General features: G+C 45.6%; 17 protein-coding genes. 5 read left to right on the top strand and 12 right to left on the bottom strand.

Annotated elements, in window-relative coordinates; genetic code table 11:
• A complete protein-coding gene (locus J0X14_RS07635) occupies window positions 1-3,030 on the bottom strand; it encodes a SusC/RagA family TonB-linked outer membrane protein (RefSeq protein ID WP_207097163.1) in 3,030 nt (1,009 codons plus the stop codon).
• A gap of 245 nt (window positions 3,031-3,275) precedes the next feature.
• Here J0X14_RS07635 and J0X14_RS07630 point away from each other — a divergent pair, with 245 nt between their 5' ends.
• Together J0X14_RS07630 and J0X14_RS07625 are read left to right on the top strand one after the other, a co-directional pair.
• Window positions 3,276-3,443: a hypothetical protein gene (locus J0X14_RS07630; RefSeq protein WP_207097162.1), complete on the top strand. Its 168-nt coding sequence runs from the start codon at window positions 3,276-3,278 to the stop codon at window positions 3,441-3,443.
• Between the two features lie 360 nt (window positions 3,444-3,803).
• Window positions 3,804-4,094 (top strand): helix-turn-helix domain-containing protein, encoded by a 291-nt coding sequence (locus tag J0X14_RS07625; protein WP_207097161.1) that lies wholly within the window; start codon window positions 3,804-3,806, stop codon window positions 4,092-4,094.
• A gap of 328 nt (window positions 4,095-4,422) precedes the next feature.
• On the opposite strand, the gene J0X14_RS07620 is transcribed toward J0X14_RS07625, so the two are convergent.
• Entirely contained in the window at window positions 4,423-5,355 is a 933-nt protein-coding gene (locus J0X14_RS07620) for a DNA cytosine methyltransferase (RefSeq protein WP_207097160.1), read from the bottom strand.
• 85 nt (window positions 5,356-5,440) lie between these two features.
• Here J0X14_RS07620 and J0X14_RS07615 point away from each other — a divergent pair, with 85 nt between their 5' ends.
• Window positions 5,441-6,496 (top strand): HindVP family restriction endonuclease, encoded by a 1,056-nt coding sequence (locus J0X14_RS07615; protein ID WP_207097159.1) that lies wholly within the window; start codon window positions 5,441-5,443, stop codon window positions 6,494-6,496.
• A gap of 100 nt (window positions 6,497-6,596) precedes the next feature.
• Here J0X14_RS07615 and J0X14_RS07610 read toward each other — a convergent pair whose 3' ends face one another.
• The 7 genes from J0X14_RS07610 to J0X14_RS07580 all read right to left on the bottom strand — a co-directional run bounded on the left by J0X14_RS07610 (window position 6,597) and on the right by J0X14_RS07580 (window position 12,264).
• Window positions 6,597-8,183, bottom strand: a complete 1,587-nt coding sequence (locus J0X14_RS07610) for a type IV secretory system conjugative DNA transfer family protein (RefSeq protein ID WP_207097158.1) — start codon at window positions 8,181-8,183, stop codon at window positions 6,597-6,599.
• An 11-nt stretch (window positions 8,184-8,194) separates the two neighbouring features.
• Window positions 8,195-9,214 (bottom strand): MobB family relaxase, encoded by a 1,020-nt coding sequence (mobB, locus tag J0X14_RS07605; RefSeq protein ID WP_207097157.1) that lies wholly within the window; start codon window positions 9,212-9,214, stop codon window positions 8,195-8,197.
• 2 nt (window positions 9,215-9,216) lie between these two features.
• Window positions 9,217-9,804: a BfmA/BtgA family mobilization protein gene (locus J0X14_RS07600; protein ID WP_207097156.1), complete on the bottom strand. Its 588-nt coding sequence runs from the start codon at window positions 9,802-9,804 to the stop codon at window positions 9,217-9,219.
• A gap of 426 nt (window positions 9,805-10,230) precedes the next feature.
• Window positions 10,231-10,680 carry a RadC family protein gene (locus J0X14_RS07595; RefSeq protein ID WP_207097155.1) on the bottom strand — a complete coding sequence of 150 codons (450 nt, stop codon included), beginning with the start codon at window positions 10,678-10,680 and terminating at the stop codon, window positions 10,231-10,233.
• A 64-nt stretch (window positions 10,681-10,744) separates the two neighbouring features.
• A complete protein-coding gene (locus J0X14_RS07590) occupies window positions 10,745-11,098 on the bottom strand; it encodes a single-stranded DNA-binding protein (RefSeq protein ID WP_036385938.1) in 354 nt (117 codons plus the stop codon).
• Window positions 11,099-11,423: 325 nt separating this feature from the next.
• A complete protein-coding gene (locus J0X14_RS07585; protein WP_207097154.1) occupies window positions 11,424-11,633 on the bottom strand; it encodes a hypothetical protein in 210 nt (69 codons plus the stop codon).
• 70 nt (window positions 11,634-11,703) lie between these two features.
• Window positions 11,704-12,264 (bottom strand): hypothetical protein, encoded by a 561-nt coding sequence (locus J0X14_RS07580; RefSeq protein ID WP_207097153.1) that lies wholly within the window; start codon window positions 12,262-12,264, stop codon window positions 11,704-11,706.
• A 153-nt stretch (window positions 12,265-12,417) separates the two neighbouring features.
• Between J0X14_RS07580 and J0X14_RS07575 the strand changes: the two genes are divergently transcribed.
• Window positions 12,418-12,726, top strand: coding sequence for a hypothetical protein (locus J0X14_RS07575; RefSeq protein ID WP_207097152.1), 309 nt, complete (start codon window positions 12,418-12,420; stop codon window positions 12,724-12,726).
• 69 nt (window positions 12,727-12,795) lie between these two features.
• On the opposite strand, the gene J0X14_RS07570 is transcribed toward J0X14_RS07575, so the two are convergent.
• Together J0X14_RS07570 and dinB are read right to left on the bottom strand one after the other, a co-directional pair.
• Window positions 12,796-15,774, bottom strand: a complete 2,979-nt coding sequence (locus J0X14_RS07570; RefSeq protein WP_207097151.1) for a DNA polymerase III subunit alpha — start codon at window positions 15,772-15,774, stop codon at window positions 12,796-12,798.
• Between the two features lies 1 nt (window position 15,775).
• A complete protein-coding gene (gene dinB / locus J0X14_RS07565; RefSeq protein ID WP_207097150.1) occupies window positions 15,776-16,990 on the bottom strand; it encodes a DNA polymerase IV in 1,215 nt (404 codons plus the stop codon).
• 117 nt (window positions 16,991-17,107) lie between these two features.
• On the opposite strand from dinB, the gene J0X14_RS07560 reads away from it, so the two are divergent.
• Window positions 17,108-17,866, top strand: a complete 759-nt coding sequence (locus J0X14_RS07560) for an SOS response-associated peptidase (protein ID WP_207097149.1) — start codon at window positions 17,108-17,110, stop codon at window positions 17,864-17,866.
• Window positions 17,867-17,913: 47 nt separating this feature from the next.
• Here J0X14_RS07560 and J0X14_RS07555 read toward each other — a convergent pair whose 3' ends face one another.
• Entirely contained in the window at window positions 17,914-19,710 is a 1,797-nt protein-coding gene (locus tag J0X14_RS07555) for a ParB/RepB/Spo0J family partition protein (RefSeq protein WP_207097148.1), read from the bottom strand.
• Window positions 19,711-19,984: the final 274 nt, after the last annotated feature.

Below are 19,984 nucleotides of genomic sequence, written 5' to 3'. Positions count from 1 at the left end.
TTAAAAGGTTAAACGTGTCCCTAATGAAAGGATGCGCAAGGTGGGTACGGTCTGTTTGTTGCGTGTCTCCGGGTCCAACCCAAGATAATCGGTGATCGTCCATAGGTTCTGCCCCCGGAGAAACAGTTCACATCCAAAACCATCCCTTTGCCCATCGGCCAACCGGTAGGATACCGATACGTTCTGCAACCGAATGTAGGAGGCATCACTTATGGTCGCATCGCTCTGGGCAAATGTCCTGAAGACCTGATTGGCCATGGAATCACTGCCCGATGAAAATCGTTGGTAGGGAGCTACATTTCCAGGTTCCTGCCATCGGGCCAATACTTCGATGGGCTGGTTGGTGCCGCCCCCTACGATTGGGGCCGAGGACCAAAAGTTCCAACCCATTTGTTTGGTGAACTGGAACAGAACATCAAAAGAGAACCGATCTGTTCCAATGTGATTGTCCAGACCACCATAAAACTTGGGGTCCAGTCGTTTGACCACCTCTCGGTCCTCCAGTGCGCTGATCATACCGTCCCCATTGAAATCCTCAAAAGTGAACAGTCCGGACTCGGGATCCACCCCATTGAGCCTGTATACCTTGTTGATGTTAAGCGGACTTCCCACCACCAACTGGTTGGCATAGGTGGATTCCTCTAGATCGGGAAAGGCCACCAGCCTGTTTTTGGGAATGGTCAGGTTCAGCCCTGTGGTCCATAGAAAGTCTCCATTTTGGATGTTGACCATGGTCAGTCCCAGTTCCCATCCCGTATTTTCCACTGTGGCCCCCAGATTGGCATTGACCGAACCGAAACCAGTGGTCCCTGGCAAGGGGATGCCCACCAATTGGTTGGAGGAACGGTTCCTGTAATAGCTACCGCTCAGGGACAAACGATCATTCCAAAATCCCAGTTCAAGGGACACCTCCGACTTTTTATTGGTCTCCCAACTGAAATCAGGATTAAAGAGCCGAGTGGGATAGATCCCGATGACATTCTGGTACTGTGCACTGCCAAAGGAATAGGTATCGAGGTATTGATAGTTCCCGATCTGGTCATTGCCCGATGAACCATGGCTCGCCCTGAGCTTCCCATGGCTCAAAAACGGCAGGGCATTGGCGATGAACCCTTCCTCTGAGAACAGCCATGCAAGCCCCACGGCCCCGAAATTGGCAAAGCGCCTATTGGGCCCAAAACGACTTGACCCGTCCCTCCGGCCGGTCAGGTTGAGGATATACCGTCCTAAATGATTGAGGTTGACTCGACCAAAAACGGCTTGGTACCGATATTGGTCCTGTACATCGGCATAGGGGAAAAAACTGCTGGCAGCAGTCAGGTTCTCAATCAGGTCATTGCTACTAAAGTTGGAGGCCCTGATGGACAGCCTATTGCTTCTGCTCTCCTGAAATGATGCCCCGGCCAGGGCATCCAGTTGTGTGGAGCCAAGGGAAAGGTCCAAATGGAGCTGTGGTTCCACGATCCATGATGTCCGTTTCCCTGTATTGTGGACGGCACTTGAATATTGCGGTCCTACCCCGTATATGGGGTCATATATTGTGGAAGGGGTCGTGTTAATCTCCTTGAGATGGTTCTCCGTATAGCCCAAATTGGCCTTAAATGCCAATGGGCCGAACAGCTGATAGTCCACTTTGAGGTTGCTGATCAGGGTGGAGGCATTGGACCTATAGTCACGCTCCAGAACAGCGACGGGATTGACCCATGTGGAATTCTCCCAGTTCAGTGAACCGTCCCCATTGTAGAGGTCCGGTGCATTGGGGGCAAGGGAAAAGGCCTGGCGTACCAAGGAGGCATCTCCGGGCAGATTGTTCACATTGGCCACAAACTGCGTGGATAGCTGCAACGACAACCTACCACCTACGGTGCGGTGCCTAATATTGGCAAGACCGGATACCTTTTCATTCCGGTAATCCTTGGGCAACACACTGGTCTGCGTATAATAGTTCCCACTGATCAGGAACGTCGTGTATTGATCGCCACCTGATACGGATGCCTGGAAATTGGTCAAAAATGAAGTCCTGCCAAAAAACTTCCGTTGCCAATCGGTGTAGCGGTCAGAATCCCAAGTCCCGTTCACATCAAAGGCATTGCTCGGGTAATCGGATATCCCATCATTGGCATAGGCTTCCCTCCGCATGGCCAGATATTCCCTTGTATCCAAGAGGTCCATGGTTCGAAAGACCTTACCAAGCCCCGTGTTTACTTTGAGCTCGACCTTGGTCTTCCCAACTTTTCCCGTCTTGGTGGTGATAAGCACCACCCCGTTCGCCCCACGGGAACCATAAATGGCCGTTGCATCGGCATCCTTGAGCACCTCAATGCTCTCGATGTCATTTGGATTGATGTTGTTCAGGGGACTGATCCCCCTACCTGGCAAGGAAAGGGAAGCCTGTTGTTCCCCTAGGGATTCCGACGCATATGGCATCCCATCGACAATGTACAGGGGTTCACTCCCCCCGGTCCGGATACTGTTCCTTCCCCTGATCTGGATACTGAAATTGGCCCCTGGCAAACCCGAGGTTTGCTGTATCTCCACCCCGACCATACGACCTTGAAGGGCGGCCAAAGGATTGGAAATGGACTGTTTTTCAATGTCCACTGTGGTGACCTTTTCGATACTACCGGTACGTTCCCTCCCAGAAACCGTGTAATAACCTGCATTGAGTACCACTTCTCCCAATGCGGTCACACTCTCTTCCATGGTTACATCGATCACATCCCTTCCATTAATGGGCATGGGCAATGACTTGAACCCCACTATGGAGAAGATCAGCACATCACTGCCATCGGCATCAATGGAATAGGTACCGTCCAGTCCAGTAATGGCCCCTATATTCTTGGACTCCACCCTGACATTGACCCCTGTAAGTGGTAATCCCCCAATATCCGTAACCTTTCCAGTGACCATGGCCTGGGGTGGCTCCAAGGGGTTGCCTGCTATCAGATGCTCCATGGACAGGCTCGATAAAAAAAGATAAAAGAGCAGGAACAACGGTTTCCTACCTAAAAGTTTCAATGATTTCTTCATAATTTTGAGTTCGTTTGATTAAAGCGTTAGTTTTAATTGAATCCCCCTGGACATCTACTACCCTGTCCAGGGTTTTTTATGCTTTCTTGCTGGAAATCACAACAAAATCGTAACTTCCCTAAAGGATCAAGGTTCGGACAAAGGCCGCCCTGTCCAAGCAGCAAAAGCCCTTGGAAATTGGATTCCTTTTGAAAAGACTATGAATCTGTGTTAGGGCTGGATACCCCAAAATGGATGTGTCAGCTATGGGACAAAAGAATATCGATAAACCGAGAAAAGTGCAGCGTGTATCCCATAACTATAGCCAAAGATTGAATCAAATGGGATTCTTGGGCTTTTTCTTGAATAGGATATCGAACACCGAATGCGATGTCCCAAAAACAGGACAAAAGCACGGAGTGAAACCTACATAAAAGAATTGCCAAATGTTTCCCATAACCAAATTAAGGTCAGCGACACATCGAAAAAGAATAACTAAAAGAAAACTAACGCCAAGAAATAAGTTGGGCGTGAAAACTCAACTTATCGCCTTTGAGGTACTGGTATACCCGTACACGAATAAGAGAGCCCACGCCCGGGTCGTGAGCCAATCTGCTTATCGTCTCGTGTACTTAAAATTTACCAGTTTTCAAAAGCGAGATTCAAAGCGATAGCTTCAAATATTATCTATACGAAGAATCGCAATATAAATTTATAGTGACGAATATAACAATTTTATTCATTATGTACTATAGTACATAATTTTTCTTTTGGATTTTGTTTCAATTTGATGAATGCATGATTCTTTGGATGAAATAGAAAGATATATTATATCTCAAGTTAGAGATATAAGGGAGGCTAAGAGGATAACCCAAGAAGAATTGTCTTTAGCCATCGGAAAAAATATTGGCTTTATTTCACAAATTGAAGCTCCATCAAAAAAAGCAAAGTACAACATAGTTCACTTGAATTTAATAGCCACGGCCTTAAATTGTTCACCAAAAGACTTTTGGCCGGAAAAATCAATTCTTGAGGAAAAATATAGGAACATCAAAGCCGCAAACCCAAAGGGCACAATAAATTAACTGCCTTAAAGTTCACCAAATTCTTATTGGTACATTACATAAGTGGTAAGCCTTCGCTCTAAAAGTTTAATCTATCAAAAAAGTTTTGGAGAATTTGCCTTTGTAAAATACTCTCTAAACTCGCAAAAAAGCCTTATTGATCTTCTCAAATGAGATTTAACACCGGAGCTCAATGTAACAAATTCAGCATTTTTACCTAAAAGGTATACCAAATCCTCTCCATTTAGTTCACTCTGAAACAAATTGATAAATTTACTTGCCCTGATTAAATGTGAAATAACATCCTGTGAGGAACGTTTCTTGAGGGCTTTTTTTTCTTGTAGCCATTTCAAAAATTCACGGCTAAACTCCCCTCTTCTATTAATCTCCATTCTTCAATTTGATAGTCTCTTATTATTCTACTAACAAAAGCAGCCAAATTCACTGGAACAGCATTGCCAATCATTTGTTCAATAGCGGTTTTACTTCCCACCCATTTAAAATTCTTTGGGAAGGTCTGGATCAACGCCCTCTCCTGATAAGTCAATGACCTAACACCGTCATTGATATCAACAGGGTCCCCTGCATGTCCAGGATATCCTGCAGGGATCGGTCTATTTACACCTCTCATCGTTGGTGCAGGCTCATCAATGGAGAAAACCCCTCGACGATTGTAATTTCTTGGGTGGCGGTAATAGTATTCGAAACCCAAAGAATTACCAAAATAGTCTCGTATAGACATAGGCGTTGTACTTTGAGATAATTTTATTCTTTCTGATAAAAAACCGTCCCTCTCATCCAACTTTCCTATGGAAAAAAATCTCTTTCTTTTTTGCGGAACACCACAATAACTTGCATCAAGAACAATTTCTGTTATACCATAACCTGATTCTTTAAACTTTTTTCTCGCAGATTTATAGGATTGGCTTTTGACGGCCCTATCAACATTTTCCATTACATACCAATTGGGTCTAACAGAAGAAATTACTTCAGAAAATGATTGAGTTAACCCAGCTCTAGCACCTTCACTTCGTTTACCTGCATGAGAAAAATCTTGACAAGGAGGTCCACCTATGATAATATCAACTTGAATATGCTTCAAGTTGTCTATCAATTGATTCACATCATTTAAGTCTTGCTGGTAGATTTCATGATCAAAATTTCCAGAATAACATTCAACCGCCTTGTCCCAATTGTCATAAGCCCTTAAAATTTCAAAACCTGAATTTTGAAATCCGAGGGATAAACCTCCACAGCCGGCAAACAAATCGATGGTTCTCATATTTATTAATCTTTATTCTAGAAAACTTACATTTGCTAAAATAGTTGTAAAAAATTAGACGTCAAAATATTGACGTCAACATTTTATGGACAAACCATCATTATTCGGCATACATAACTCTAATAGAAAAGGAAAGGACCTATGGGGAAAGAATCAGTTCAATTCTTCTTTTCCTGCTTCCCTCGCATGCTATATGAGGGAAAAGATGTTAAAGGCTGTTTATCTTAAATTGGATGAAAATTTAAATGTTGTAGCAGATGAAATTTCAATTGACAGGTTATTCAATACAACAAAACCTTCATCTGAAATTACCTTTAACTTTGAATCCAAATATGATCCTTACCAGAAATATGCTTTTGATGATATAAAAGGTATAGATTTAGTAATTAAGGATAAAGATAAATGGTGCCGGCCTTTAGAAGTTAAACTAACGGTGATTCCCGACTCAACTACATATAAGGAAAAAGAAGAAAATTGGGGCTCGGAACTTGTTATTAGACCTGCCACAACTTCCTATTGCGCCCTAGGAATGGCTTCTTCCTGCGAGTCAGATTTTGTAAGAATACGAGAAATATTTGAGCCCGTGTGTTCAAGTATTCAACATTGGGATAATAAAGTAGAAATATATTCGCATCAAAAAGAACTACTTGATACAATTAATAATTTTCAAAAAGACTTTTATGTAAAGCAAAAACCGTTCTTATTACAACCAATATGGAAAACCCAAGGACAGTCACCAATCCTCAGTGATAGCGCATTTGATATTTTTGTTTGGAGTGACTTTGCCTTATGTAGAACTTTTATTGACCGTTCAGAAAACTCAAAAAAAGATTTAAATAGGTATTTAAGAAGTTCCGCAAGATTAGCAAGAATACTGTATGAAATTTCAAGAGGCGGCAAAACAAATATTGAAAACATCTATGCCCAAATGACTTTTGGACTTCAAAGTGACAAAGAATTTGCTTTAAGCGGAAAGGTCACTCGCAATTATATGAAATCCGCTAGAAGATTTAATCCAATCTTACCTCCTTCTGTGCTAAAAGACATAATCCTTAATGGAGGTGAAAAAAATCTAAGCCCAGAAAGAAGATTTGATCAAACAATTTATTATACTACCGAACACTTATTTAAAAAAGGTTAAAACATTTTTTGCTAATGCCATTAAACAGGGAATATCTCAATTGATTTTTTACACTTTCAAAGCATAATGTATAATTTAAAAACACAATTAACCTTCCTATTCACTTAAAAATAGTCCCAATATCATGATGCACTTTCAGGTAATGTTGCTCCAATTCCAACTCTGAAATCCCCAAAGGCTCAGGCAAACTCCTTTCAATTTCCGGCCTTGGAAACCGGACCTTCCGGTCCCGCCCATCGGCAAATACCACAAACTCCCCCTGTTTCAACCGAAAGAACACTTCGGCCCTGCGTTTGGACACCTCCTTCTCCCCTTCCGTGATCCGCCGCTCCAAGTTTAATCCCGAACTCTTGCTCACGCTCCTAGTGGGTATCTTGACCAACTCAAAAAACCGCTCATAGTATCTAGCCGTGTCCGGGTCATTGACCTTCCCAAAGAATTGGTACGATAAATTAGACAGTATTGCTTTACTGGCCTTTTCCCCGTACATCATATCATTCTGGATCTTATCCTGTAACACATAGACACTCACAATGTCATAGCTCCGCAAGGTGGCCGGGATGCGGTGCATGTTCAACAGCCGTAAGGTCGAGGCTTCTTCCAATAACATAAAAGAAGGTTTCCGGTTCCGTTGGCTCATCTGTTTGGAAATCGTATGGATGATCGTAGCGATCACCGGGGAAAGGGAAGCATCCTTTTGGGGATTGTTAACCAAGGCCATCACAGATGGGTTGTCTTCATTATTGATATCCAAGGAAATCTCATCCTTTGATAGCACCATAAAAATCTTCCGGGTACTGATCTTTTTGAACCCATTGGCCAAGGTACTTAGCACCCCTGCCGTTTGTCGTTCTGATCCAATACCACTTATAAAGGCATCGGCCATGGCCCGGGACGTAATATTCCCCCTTAAAAACTTGATCAAGCTCTTCGTGGCCAATTGTTGGAATACGGCCATCAAATGGGGCAAGGTACAATAGTGTGGATAATCGGTCTTCAATCGCCAAATCAACCCACTGACCAAACCTTCAGCTGCATCCTTAAAGAACCTGGACGTACTGTTCTCATCAGAGTCCCGATGCTCCATCAAGTTCTCCAGTAGCACCCGGGACACCTCATGCACACTTTCCTCATCGGGCAAATATTTGGGGGCAATTGGATTCACCCGGTTATAGATCGGACCAAAGGAAACGATCTTAAAAGGTATTTGTTCCCGTTCCCATAAGGGACAGGCCATTTCGGTGATCTCAAAATCCTTATAGTCGTGGATGACCCCAGAGAAATTCTCCTTCTGAAAATGCTTCAAAAAAGTATAGATGACACTTTCGGTCTTTCCACTCCCTGCTGAGGCCATCACCGATACACCACGCCGAATATTCCCCAATACCAAGGACCTGCCCCTTACCTTCATTTTCACTTCAAAGACCTTGGAAGGATTCTTATCCAATTTGTAGTGGTCCACCAGACCATAAATCACCACATGCACAAATAGCATGGGCAACCACAGGATCAATGCATCTTTTAAAAAACCATCACGTCCAAAAATCAAATTATCGACCAAGATCGATATCACAATCACCAAAGTCCAAATAACAAACCCATATTTGAGGTATCGATTGACCACAATGGAAATAACCCCTCCGATTGCCAAAAAAGCTACTATCCAGACCCACCCTAAATTTTCCATAAAACTGTTTTTTAAATTCCAATAGATCCCGATTCCATGGCCTTTCCGATTGCTTTTTTCAGTTTCATCATGGCCTTATAGGCCAACTGTGCCTTGTTGACAGGAATACTGGACACTTTTACCCCTGCCTTGAACAACAATTGTCTGGCAGCCTGTTTCTCATTGGCAGGAAGCCCCAAGAGGGCCGCAAAGAATTGTTTGGGGTCCTTGTCCATGAGGTTTCGGGCATGGTAGGTCTCCACAAAGTTCCTTCTGTAGGCAAATTGTTTATCAAAGGTCTTCTCCGAAGCTCGATAGAACTTGTCCCGGTCAAACCCCTGTTTCACTTTTTCGCCGTTAAGCACTGTTTCCGAAGTTCGGAACTTGGAGCCCGGGGAAAGGCTTTGGGAATTGGTCACATCCTTTCGGCTTACGATAATATGGATATGGCTCTGGTGACCTTCCTTGGCCATCCCGGGAACGATGCGCTTGCCATTGAGTTTATGGGGTGCTTCTATTTCCAGAGCATTTATCCTTTCTTGAAATTTGGCCACATTCCCTTGCTCCCTACCCTCCTTGATGGCCCTGATCTGGTGTTGCAGTTCCAATATCTTACTGGCATAGACTTGGTTCTCCTTGACTTTTTTGTCTTTTTCGGAATAGGTACGTTCCCGCTCCAATTTTGCAAAATATAGCACATCTTTTACCGTCACTTCCTTGTCCCGATAAAACGAGGCCGCATAGGTCTTCATCAGTTCCCGGGTATACTGTTTCAGTTTTTCGGGGTCGTTTCCGATATGGTTGAGCTCGGCTTGGGAGGGACTGACCATTATGGAATAGAACTTGGGGTCTCGTTTGGACAATTTGGACGTATTGGCATCGATCTCGGTAATGACACGCTCCGTATCGATATTGTTTTCCGTTTGGTTGAAGAACAGTTCTTGGTCTTCTGGAGCTTTTCCTTCGTTCTCCTTTTCCAGATAATTGACCAAGTCCCGGGAACTACCATGGTAATTGTCTCCCAAGTGTTGGCGTGTGATGGCGATGTACATGTTTATATATTTTTGAGTTTTGTGCGGTATTTTTCGATGGCCCCTAGTTTGAGATCCAGTTTGAGGTGGTCCTTTCCAAAGTGGTTCTTGGCCACGGAAACATGGTCCAATACATGGCCAAAATCAGTTTTAAGTTCCTCCAGTTGTTCCTTCAACCGTTCATGCACGATCTTGGGCACCGTGGTCTCTTTGTCCAAGAGTTCGGGATTGGTCGGGGTGTTGATCTCAGTCAATTGCTTTTCAAAAAACTCAAAGTCCCCTTCCCATTCATCACCCTCTTCCGGTTCCAGTTCCTGCTCAAAGAGGGCCTGGATCATACTGACCGTGGGCAGGGTCTGTTCCTTTTCTATACTGCGCATAATGGCCACCATGGCATTGAACCTACGTTTTATCAAATATTTGAGACTTGCGATCGTCTCGTGCATTCGTTCGTTGGGAGAGATCCCATTGTATTCAAAAAACTCCACCATGGCCAATAGGGTCATGGAATGGGACTTCCCCTGTCGTTTGGAAAAGCCCTTGAATTTTTGGAGCACCGATATCTTGATGCACACGGTCCGAAATGGTTCCTTTTCGTATCCTTTGTCCATTTTTAGCTTAAAAATTCCTTGGTTTTACTGGCCCCAGCGCATTTTTACGCTAAAAATGCCCAAGGCCCTTATTCTAAAAATCCCACAAAACCCCTATAAACAGGGACCTTGCGGAGCAAATATGATCGGTAGCGCTGCGCCAGCACGCTATCCTCTTGCTTCTCCTTTTTGTGCGGAAGCACAAAAATGAATCGCACAACCAGGTTAAAAAAACCCGTTGCATTTTTACGAAAAGCCAAATCGAAGAATACGGACAAAAGGAAAGTCAAATTGAATCGCCGTATATTTTAATTGCCATTCAGCAACAAGCTAAAGATAGAAAAACTTAGTAATTGAGCATAGGAAAACCCAATCATATTGATTGGGTTCCTTTGTTGTCCTTTGCTTGTTCCAAAGCAATAGTTTGTCCCATTATCGTCCAACACACTATAACAATCCGTTATCTGAAAAACTGTAGTATCGGCCATCGGGTGCAAGGATGATATGGTCTAGAACCTTAACATCGAACAGCAGGGCCGCTTGTTGGATTTTTTGGGTCAATTGTATATCCTGTGTGCTTGCCTTCAACTTGCCAGATGGATGGTTATGCGCCAAGATGATCCCAACGGAAAGGGTCTTTAGGACAATGGCAAAAAGGATGCGCATATCTACCAAGGTTCCCGTGATACCCCCAATGGAGAGCGGGTATATTCCTTTGACTTTGTTGGATTGGTTGAGCAAAAGGATTTTAAAGCATTCGTTCAAACCGATGGTATCGGAATCCCAATTTTTGAAGAGAAGCTCAGCCACATCCTTGGAATTGGTTATGGAAAGTGATTTGAGGGTGCTTAGTTTTTCCCGGTAACTGATCTGTATTTCATTGACATGATGTTCCATTTCATTTGAATTATTGATTAAAAAAGAAAGGGGTGCCAAGTGTCTTGGACACCCCCTATCCATTTTACTCGGTGGTATTGTTATCACCACCACCCAAAAGCAGGATCTCACTGGCCACCACTTCGGTCACATACTTTTTATTTCCCTCCTTGTCCTCATAGGAACGGGAGGTCAATTTCCCTTCGATGGCAACTTCCTTGCCCTTGGTCACAAACCCTTCGATGATGTCGGCCAATTTCCCCCATGCGATGATGGTGTGCCATTCGGTATTGGTCACCCGTTCCCCTTCCGAGTTCTTGTAATGTTCGTTGGTGGCCATGGTGAACCGTGCCACACGTTTGCCTTTGTCAAGGTCTGTGATGGTGGGGTCCTGCCCCACGTTTCCGATCAACTGCACTTTGTTTCTCAATGTACTCATGATAAAAAGTTTTAAAGGTCTACCGACTTCCATTATTGGACAGATCAGCAAACAGGGTTAAAAATTTCCCCTCTATTTTTTTGGTCTTTGTTTCCCAAATTTTAAGGGGCGTTTGTTTGCTTCTTACGTGCGTAGCACAATAAAAGAAGGGGGTTCTGTCAAGGCTTTTGGACTGAAATCGAGAGGCTCCGCGACGTAGCAAAACCTTAAGGTTTTCAAGGAAGTGGAAACCCTATTTCTAGACAAAACCTGTCTTGGCCTTGACAGGTTCAATGAGGGCCATAGGAATTCCATCTGACCCATTGGCAAGGGAGCGTACGGGAAGTTAAGCGACTGCAGGCGATGGTGTCCTGATGGGAAGTCCTTGGGCCCTGCCCTGTTTTTCGATGCCCCGAAAAACAACAAGGGCTTCTTTTATTAAGGACCCCTTAAAATTTGTTGGGCGAACGGACGGATTTGCGGCCTTTTCCGGCAAAGCCCCAAGAAGGGTTTGCAAAGAAAGGTCGTACCAAAAATCCGTTTGGACGACTTCCATATTGGCCAAATGTTAATACATCAACTATTGCGATAGTAATGGATCAGTAATTTTGGAACTCGGTTTCCTTTTAGTCTTTCTGGAACAGCTCTCCCTGATTGTTAGGGGAAGGTCCACTCAACTTGGGCATTGAAGTTTTCATGCTATCCTTTAAGGCCTTTCGTCGCTTCTCATAGATCCAGACCCTTAACCTTTTCAAAAGTCCAATCTCATATTCGGACAGTTGCTTTGGTGCCACTTCCTCCATGGCCTCCATCTGCCCTGTTTTTTTGAAGGTCTTGGCATACTGGAGCCCGCACCATGTGTAAATGTTCACCCATTCACTGGGCATGGGAGATTCGAATGTCCTGGGCATCATATAGGCCACAACCTCGGTCAAGGAGGCCATGTGTTCCCCACGCACCTGGGTCAACATCCGGGCCATTGTGATATTGTTTAAAAGGTCTTTGGGCACGGCATCCTGCCATTGTGATGGATACACAATGATGGGACTTTGCAATAAGTCCATAAAGTCAAGGACAAAATCGGATTTAGCCTTTTTGAAAGACTTGGGGCTTAGGTTTTGAGTGGGTGTTTTCGCTGGCTCCAGTTCAAAGCCAAAATCCAGTTGCACTACGTTTTGTTTTTCCATGATCTGCGTTTTAAATTGAACAATAGTGGCAGGCCAGCAAACGCAAGTGAAAATTTTGGAGTGGGAAGGAAACGGAATAAATAGTGACAATGGCAACGGCTTTATGCCGTCCCTTGTCCGAGAAATATTTTCCGGGTTTATCTTTGGGCAGTATTGATCGGATTCAATGAGATTGAAGTGGACAACTATTTGGCACCCATTAATCGATTATCTTTGGTACCCATGGGAGCAAAATATATCAAAATCTTTACCAATGAATTGGTCACTTTGGAAACAAGTGATGGCATAATACTTTCGGGAATCATCCAATCCTCAAAGAACGATTTTGACCATATTGAAAACTATTCCCCAGAAATTCAAGGGCTCCACGAAATTGTTATCACGGTGAAGCAAAAAGGAAACAATCGATGGGATTTTCCCATCAAAATAAAAGATTTCCAATCCATTGAACGAGTGGAATGAACACAGTCACCGATTTTGGATGGTCCTTAAAATGACCTACTTTAATTACAGTTAAGTGCTATGGATCCCCTAGCCTTTTAAAACAGCTCGGTCCACTTGCCTCGGGTCGGGTTGCAAGGGTTGTTTGAGGGTCGTGACCACCTCCAGACTATAATGCCCGAACTCTTCGGTCACCGTTCCGTGGCATAGATAGATACCCTTTCCGTGAATGGGTGTGGATGCCATGGTTTGGGGAAAGTGGACACAATCAAAAAAGTGGCCTTCCAGATCGAGCATGGTGGTAAAGCGCATGGTGTCCCCTTTGGACGTGGTGTTCAAACGGGTATGTACCATGGATCCATAGATCCAAATCCTTTGGTTGACATGGGCCTCAAAGTCACCGGCGGTCAAGCGGCTCTTCACCTTGCCGTCCATGAGTTCATAATACCCGCATAGCGGAAAGCCCAAGAGTTCCATTTGGTCATAGGCATCCTCAATGGGATGGGAAGGCAAATTCGGTAGTGTAAAATGCCTGTGTTTAGGTTTAAAGAGCAGTTTCTGGACCGTATCCTTTCGATGGGTCTTGGTCTTGAACACGGCCTGCCAAAGCACTTGCTTCTTGGGCACCCCAAAACACCGAAAGGCATCGATACGCACCAAGATGGTCAACTGTTCGATGGAAATGGGGACACGGTCGATAAAATCATCAAAATCCCGGAATTTGCCATGGAGCTGCCTTTCGTTCAAAATGCGTTGGATGACCAAACGTTCCAGACTCCGAAGCTGTCCCAGTCCCAAATAGATATGCTTCCCATAAATGACATTGACATGGTCACTGCGGTTGATGCATGGCGGATGGATAATGCCTCCCCACATCTTAGCCTCATGGACATAGAGCTCCGTATCATAGAACCCTCCCCCATTGTTGAGCACGGCCACCATAAACTCCAAAGGGAAGTAGCATTTCAGATACAGGCTCTGGTAGCTCTCCACGGCATAAGAAGCGGAATGCCCCTTGGCAAAGGCATAGCCTGCAAAACTCTCTATCTGTTCCCAGACCATTTGGGTCAGTGCGGCATCATGCACCCTCTGCTTACAGTTTTCAAAAAACTTGAGTTTCACCGCCTGGAATTCCTCCCGGGAGCGGAACTTTCCGCTCATCCCCCGCCTCAGCACATCGGCCTCCCCAAGGTCCAGTCCTGCAAACAGATGGGCCACTTTCAGCACATCCTCCTGATAGACCATGATCCCATGGGTCTCCGGCATGATCTCTAAAAGTATGGGATTGGCCTCCTTTCGACGCTCCGTTTCCCGCTCCCTTCGGATATATTCATCCTTCATCCCTGAGGAGGACACCCCTGGGCGGATTACGGAACTGGCCGCCACCAGTCCCAAGTAGTCATGGGTCCGTAGTTTTTTCATCAGCCCCCGCATGGCAGGGGATTCCACATAATAGGCCCCTATGGCCCTCCCCTGGCTCAATAACCGGTTGATATTGGCATCCTGTTTCATCGCCTCTATACTCTTGATGTCCCATAGTAAGGCATCGGGTTGGTTACCCTTAATGACCTCCACAGCTTCCTTGATCTTGGCCAATCCCCGTTGCCCCAAAATATCAAACTTGAACAGGCCCACATCCTCGGCAATGATCATATCGAACTGCACCGTCGGGAACCCTTTGGGCGGAACGGTGGTGGCCGAATAATAGTGCTCGGAACGGTCCAAGATCAAAATCCCCGAGGAATGCACACTGATGTAGTTGGGCATCCCATGGATATAGGTGGCATATTTCAGTACCAATCGGGCCAGTTCATCCAATGTGCCCTGTTCGTACCTACCCGCACTGAGCTTATCGATTTCCTCGGTGGGCAGGCCGAACACCTTGCCCAGTTCCCGAACGGCAGCCCGGTACTTAAAGGTGTTGTAGGTACCCAATAGGGCCACGTGCTCGAAACGTTTAAAAATATAGGCCGTCACATCATCTCGGTCCCAGGTGGAAAAATCAATGTCAAAATCCGGGGGCGAGGCCCTAAAGGGATTGATGAACCTTTCGAAATACAGGTCCAGTTCAATGGGATCCACATCGGTGATCCCGATCAGGTAGGCCACCAGACTGTTGGCCCCACTCCCCCTGCCCACATAGGGATAACCTTTGGACTTGGCATAGCAGACGATATCATGGTTGATCAAAAAATAGGACACAAAATCCAACTCTTGGATGGTACGCAGTTCCCGGAACATACGTTCCCTGACCTTTTCCGTAGGATGGGCATAGCATCGGGGCAACCCATCCAAGGCCAATTCCCGCAACCGCTGCACATCCAAGGCCTTGGACTCCAAAAAACGGGACTGGTTCTGGGAAACCCGCTCACTTCTAAATCCAAAGGCAATGGAACAGGAGTCCATGAGCCGCTCTGTATTCTTCCAGATATGCGGAAAATCGGCCAACGCCTTTCTCAATGCATCAATAGACCGCATGGTATCAGTAGGTCTGGCCTCTTCGGACTGGGGGAGTTTGCTCAACAGCGTGTTCAAGCCTATGGCCCGGAGCAAGCGATGGGTATTGAAATCCTTTTTGCCTCGAAAGCTCACGGGCTGTAACAACACCAATCTGTCTTTAAATTCCCGATACTTGGAGAACCGCAATTTCCGAAGCTCTTCGATGGATACCCCAATGTACTCATAGGTTTTGAAATCCGTCCGTTCCTCTTCCTGGATCTTCTCGAAGGGATAGATCACATGCACATGTTCAAAAACCGGTGCCACGGAGGGAATGGGAGTTCCCTTGTGCAGGTGTTCGGATAGAAAGGTATTGATTTCCCGAAACCCCTCGTTGTTTTGGGCCAGCCCCACAAACTCCTGCACATTCCCATTCCGAAAATCAATCCCCAGAATGGGACGTATTCCCTTCTCATTGGCCAGTCGCACAAAGTTCATCCCCGCTGAACTGTTGTTGATATCGGTCAAGGCCAGCACGCCCACCCCATGGGAACGGGCCAACTCCAAGAGCTCCGATTCGGAGAGCACCCCGTAGTTCAGGGAATAATAGGTGTGGCAGTTCAGGTACATGCTATTGTTGTCTATGCGCCAATAAGATGGGCGGTTGTCCGTCAAAAGGGTTGCCTCCCCTTCCTATACTATGGGCGCCCATGGCCGAGGCCCGCATCAAACTGGACTCCCCAAAACGGTTCCGCACCCGGTCCATGGCCTGATAGAGGTTGAGCAGTTTTTCATCATCGGCGAAAAGGTCGATCTGATAATGTCCCCCAACGATATGGCTGTAGTTGACCCCCACTAGTCGGATCAGCATCCTCCGGTCATAAAGGGAGGTAAAGAGCTCCTTCACCAAGGGCACCAAAACATGGTCCGCAGCCGTATAGGGTACCCGTTTCTGCTTCGTATAGGTCTTAAAGTCACTATATCTAATCTTCACACTCACACAGCCCGTCATCTTGTTGGCCCTTCGGAGTTGATAGGCCAGGTTCTCCGCCATGGCGAACAAGGTGGTCTCCAGTTTAACCATATCGGTGGTATCCTTCCCATAGGTACGTTCCGTGGAAATGGACTTCCGCTCATGAAACGGGACCAAGGGGGAATTGTCCAGCCCTTGGGCCCGAATCCATACGGTCCGCCCGTGCAACCCAAAAGCACTTTCCAGCATTTCAAGGGGCAGCTCCTGTACAGTCTGTATGGTCGTCACCCCCATATTGGACAAAAGCCCATAGGTCTTCTCCCCCACCGAGGGCAGTTTACGGATGTGTAGGGGCGCCAAGAACTCCTTTTCAAGTCCAAGGTCGATCTTCATCTGGTTGTTGGGCTTGGCCTCCCCTGTGGCCACTTTGGAGACCACTTTGTTCTGGGAGAGCCCAAAGGAAATGGGCAGTCCTGTTTCCCTCAGGATCCGTTGGCGCATTTCGGAGGCATACTTATAGCAGCCAAAAAAACGGTCCATACCCGAAAGGTCCGCATAGAACTCGTCCACACTGGCCTTTTCAAAGACCGGAACACTCTCCTTGATGATTTCGGTCACATTGTCCGAGAACTTCATATAGGTCCCTGCATTGCCCTTGATGACGGTGGCCTCTGGGCATAACCTACGGGCCACTTTCATGGACATCCCTGAATGCACCCCAAAGCGTCGGGTCTCATAGCTACAGGCCGCGACCACTCCTCTGTCCCCCAACCCACCGACCAAGAGGGGCCGCTTCATCAGACGATTGTCCAGCAGCCGCTCACAGGAGACGAAGAAGGTATCCAAATCGAGATGGAGAATGGTGGGTTTCATACAAATATTGGATTTATTCCTATAATATGGAAAATATCCAAATGTACGGAAAGGGTTGACCCGTTTCAAAACTTTAACAATTTTGCCTATCTTAATACAGCATAATTCAACCTCAAGATGTGCTACTCGACCAGACAGACCCGGGAACGGAAGGAACTGGAAAAACTCCTTTCCGTAAAGGCCATGTACGGTGACATTGACACCGACCTGGAACTCATTTATTTCCATGCCAATGGATGGAGCCATCCCGTTATGTGGACTTTGGGCCAGGAAGAGCCCAACAATATGCTCCCGGCGATGTGGGGCATCATGCCCCCCAAGGAAAAGCAGGAAAACTATACGGAGTATTTCAAGAACCCAAAGACCTTTGGGGGGCTGAATGCCAAATCCGAAAAGCTCTTCGACCATTTCGTGTACCGCTACTGTTGGGAGAACCAGCGGTGCATCATTCCCGTGGACGGTTTCTTCGAACCACACAATACGAAAGTGAAAGTCAAGGGCAAAGACTTTAAGGTTCCCTTTTACTTCCATAGAAAGAACGGTGACCCACTATACCTAGCGGGCATTTATACCAACACCGCAGACGGAAGAAGGACCTTTGCGGTATTGACCAAGGACGCAACTCCTATGTTTGAAGAAATCCACAATGAAAAGAAACGACGACCGGTGATCATCGATGACGAAAATCTGGAATCTTGGCTGCATCATGGCAACAATGAATCCGACGTTCAAGATCTTATCGATGACGATTTATGGGAAGGTGATCTGGAAGCCTATCCCATCACCAAGGATTTATATAGTAGAAGTGTTGATTCCAATTATTCCGGCATTATTGACAAAGTAGATTACGAAGAGGTGTCCATTTCCTATGGATGACCATAAAAAAAGAGGAGTCTGTTTCCAGACCCCTCACTATATCCCAATTAATCTTCAATTGTCTTGACCTGTTGTTCCAAGACCGTAACCCTTTCCTTGATTCGTGCTTCACGCTTTTGACGACTTTCGACATAGGTTTCTTCAATACCTGAAATCTTATCCTTGTAGAAGGATTGAATTGCGACATAAAAGGATCGGTTGGTCAGGTCATTCGTGTGATTACTTTCACCAAGATGCACCTGCCGGGTCAATAGAAACCTTAGCAGTCTATGGAAAGTCTCCTTCTTGAAGTTTTCTTTGAACCGGGCCACCAGTTCTTCGTGGGATAACCTTGAATCATCCCCAAAGAAGTCTTTAAAATGTTCCCTTTGGCTATAAAACCCGATGTTGTTCTCGAACAATGAGATGGAAATGGCCACCATTTCATCCGTGGTCAAAGCTTTCTTTCGATCAATATAATCTGTCTCCCTGATCATATCCACCACCTCCTTGAACTGGTTATTGTTCTCGATTTGTTTTTTCCGCATTTCCCGAGCATTGATCTTGATGATCTGTTCCTCTGGGGTACATTCTGACATCTTACGTTTCTCCAAAGGCTTTGCACTTGAACTTCCATCATTGGTTTCTTCCCTGACCTTCACAAAAACAGGCTGTGTCAAATAGGTATCAGTTTCTAGCAGAATACCCTTTTCAAAGCCATGGTCCAATGCATTGTCCCATGCCTCCTTTTCCTCGGTAAAGGATTCCATGGACTCGTCCAGGAATTCAGCCAACTCTTTCTCTGTATATTCATAATGCCGGTGCTCCTCTTTAATGCTTTCCAAGGTAGGCTCAATTGGCTGCTTTAAAATGTCCAATTCATTGGTCAAATGTACTTCAAGGCCCACTTTTTCCATTTGGGCCATGACCCATTGGTTGCGTTCCTCCTCCACCCAATATTGGCTGATGTTCGGTACCAGTTTCAATCCCTCCTTTTTCACTCTTTTCAAGAGTTGCATAAAGGTCTTGGTCTTTTTGTTCTCAAAACAGGAGGTCCGGGTACAGACCATTTTCCCATCTCCAAACAAGTTGCCTTGGTTGGCGGCATTGAAGGGACACACAGTACATGCCCCTGCCTTGGTCACTAAGGTCTTATCTGTCACATCAAAACAGGCTTGGGTCAAATCATAGGTTCGGCTTTCAATCATCCGTTTGATTCGATGTCCCTGAAAATCCCCTTCTAGACTGTCCAACATCATCTGCTGCTCCCCTGGGTCAAAAAGCGCCACTGCCGCTCCCAGAGAAATTGTCATTTCCCCAGTTCTGACAAAAACCTTGAATCCCTCAATCAAGCCTGCCAGTTTGATGCGCTGGCGGACATAGTTTTCCGAACGCCCCAAACGTTTGGCTATCTCACCGGGTTCGTAACGGTCCAACAAAAACTGGATGGCCTCGGCCTCCTCTGTCGGTTCCACATCCTTCCGTTGCAGGTTTTCGATGATCTGCACCTCCAGAACTTCGGTATCGACATAGTCCCTAACCATGGCAGGGATAGTGGTTAACCCTGCCAATTTACTTGCACGGAACCGACGTTCCCCCATGACAATGATATAGCTGTCATCAGATTTCCGGACCGTGATCGGCTGCAATACCCCATGTTCGGCAATGCTCTGTGCCAAATGGTCCAAGCTTTGTGCATCAAAGGTCTTTCGGGGTTGACCGGGATCTGGGAAAACCGATTCAATTCCCAACAACTGGATCTGAGGAACCGATACAGCATTTCCATGGGATGAAGATTTCAATGCCCTTCCACCTTGTTTGTCACCTTTTTTGCGTGTCGCTCTTTGTTTTGTTTGTGTTTCCATGATTTTTGGATTTTGGTTAAACAATATTTGAGCGGTTACCAAGCGGAAGACAAAATTTTGGAGCGGAAAGGAAACGGAATAAATAGTGACATAAGGAGCGGCTTTATGCCGTCCCTTGTCCGAGAAAATTATGCGAGCTTATCTTGCGAAAAAAATTGGAATAAATAAACTATTCCTAAAATAAAACTTTTATAATGGGTAGATTCTCTGTAAAAAGTTTCAATCCCAGAATTTATTCCTGGTAGTATTCTATTAAATGGCTATGAGAACTTAT

The sequence above is a fragment of the Allomuricauda sp. CAU 1633 genome (assembly GCF_017313225.1).
In the GTDB taxonomy this organism is placed as follows: domain Bacteria; phylum Bacteroidota; class Bacteroidia; order Flavobacteriales; family Flavobacteriaceae; genus Flagellimonas.
The sequence above is the reverse complement of the archived record's forward strand: the minus strand, read 5'-3'. Positions and strand labels throughout refer to the sequence as shown.

Bases quoted from the DNA above. Each gene is read 5' to 3' on its own strand.
- J0X14_RS07635 (WP_207097163.1), bottom strand. From the start codon at position 3,030: ATGAAGAAATCATTGAAACTTTTAGGTAGGAAACCGTTGTTCCTGCTC.
- J0X14_RS07630 (WP_207097162.1), top strand. From the start codon at position 3,276: ATGGGACAAAAGAATATCGATAAACCGAGAAAAGTGCAGCGTGTATCC.
- J0X14_RS07625 (WP_207097161.1), top strand. From the start codon at position 3,804: ATGCATGATTCTTTGGATGAAATAGAAAGATATATTATATCTCAAGTT.
- J0X14_RS07620 (WP_207097160.1), bottom strand. From the start codon at position 5,355: ATGAGAACCATCGATTTGTTTGCCGGCTGTGGAGGTTTATCCCTCGGA.
- J0X14_RS07615 (WP_207097159.1), top strand. From the start codon at position 5,441: ATGGACAAACCATCATTATTCGGCATACATAACTCTAATAGAAAAGGA.
- J0X14_RS07610 (WP_207097158.1), bottom strand. From the start codon at position 8,183: ATGGAAAATTTAGGGTGGGTCTGGATAGTAGCTTTTTTGGCAATCGGA.
- mobB (WP_207097157.1), bottom strand. From the start codon at position 9,214: ATGTACATCGCCATCACACGCCAACACTTGGGAGACAATTACCATGGT.
- J0X14_RS07600 (WP_207097156.1), bottom strand. From the start codon at position 9,804: ATGGACAAAGGATACGAAAAGGAACCATTTCGGACCGTGTGCATCAAG.
- J0X14_RS07595 (WP_207097155.1), bottom strand. From the start codon at position 10,680: ATGGAACATCATGTCAATGAAATACAGATCAGTTACCGGGAAAAACTA.
- J0X14_RS07590 (WP_036385938.1), bottom strand. From the start codon at position 11,098: ATGAGTACATTGAGAAACAAAGTGCAGTTGATCGGAAACGTGGGGCAG.
- J0X14_RS07585 (WP_207097154.1), bottom strand. From the start codon at position 11,633: ATGGAAGTCGTCCAAACGGATTTTTGGTACGACCTTTCTTTGCAAACC.
- J0X14_RS07580 (WP_207097153.1), bottom strand. From the start codon at position 12,264: ATGGAAAAACAAAACGTAGTGCAACTGGATTTTGGCTTTGAACTGGAG.
- J0X14_RS07570 (WP_207097151.1), bottom strand. From the start codon at position 15,774: ATGTACCTGAACTGCCACACCTATTATTCCCTGAACTACGGGGTGCTC.
- dinB (WP_207097150.1), bottom strand. From the start codon at position 16,990: ATGAAACCCACCATTCTCCATCTCGATTTGGATACCTTCTTCGTCTCC.
- J0X14_RS07560 (WP_207097149.1), top strand. From the start codon at position 17,108: ATGTGCTACTCGACCAGACAGACCCGGGAACGGAAGGAACTGGAAAAA.
- J0X14_RS07555 (WP_207097148.1), bottom strand. From the start codon at position 19,710: ATGGAAACACAAACAAAACAAAGAGCGACACGCAAAAAAGGTGACAAA.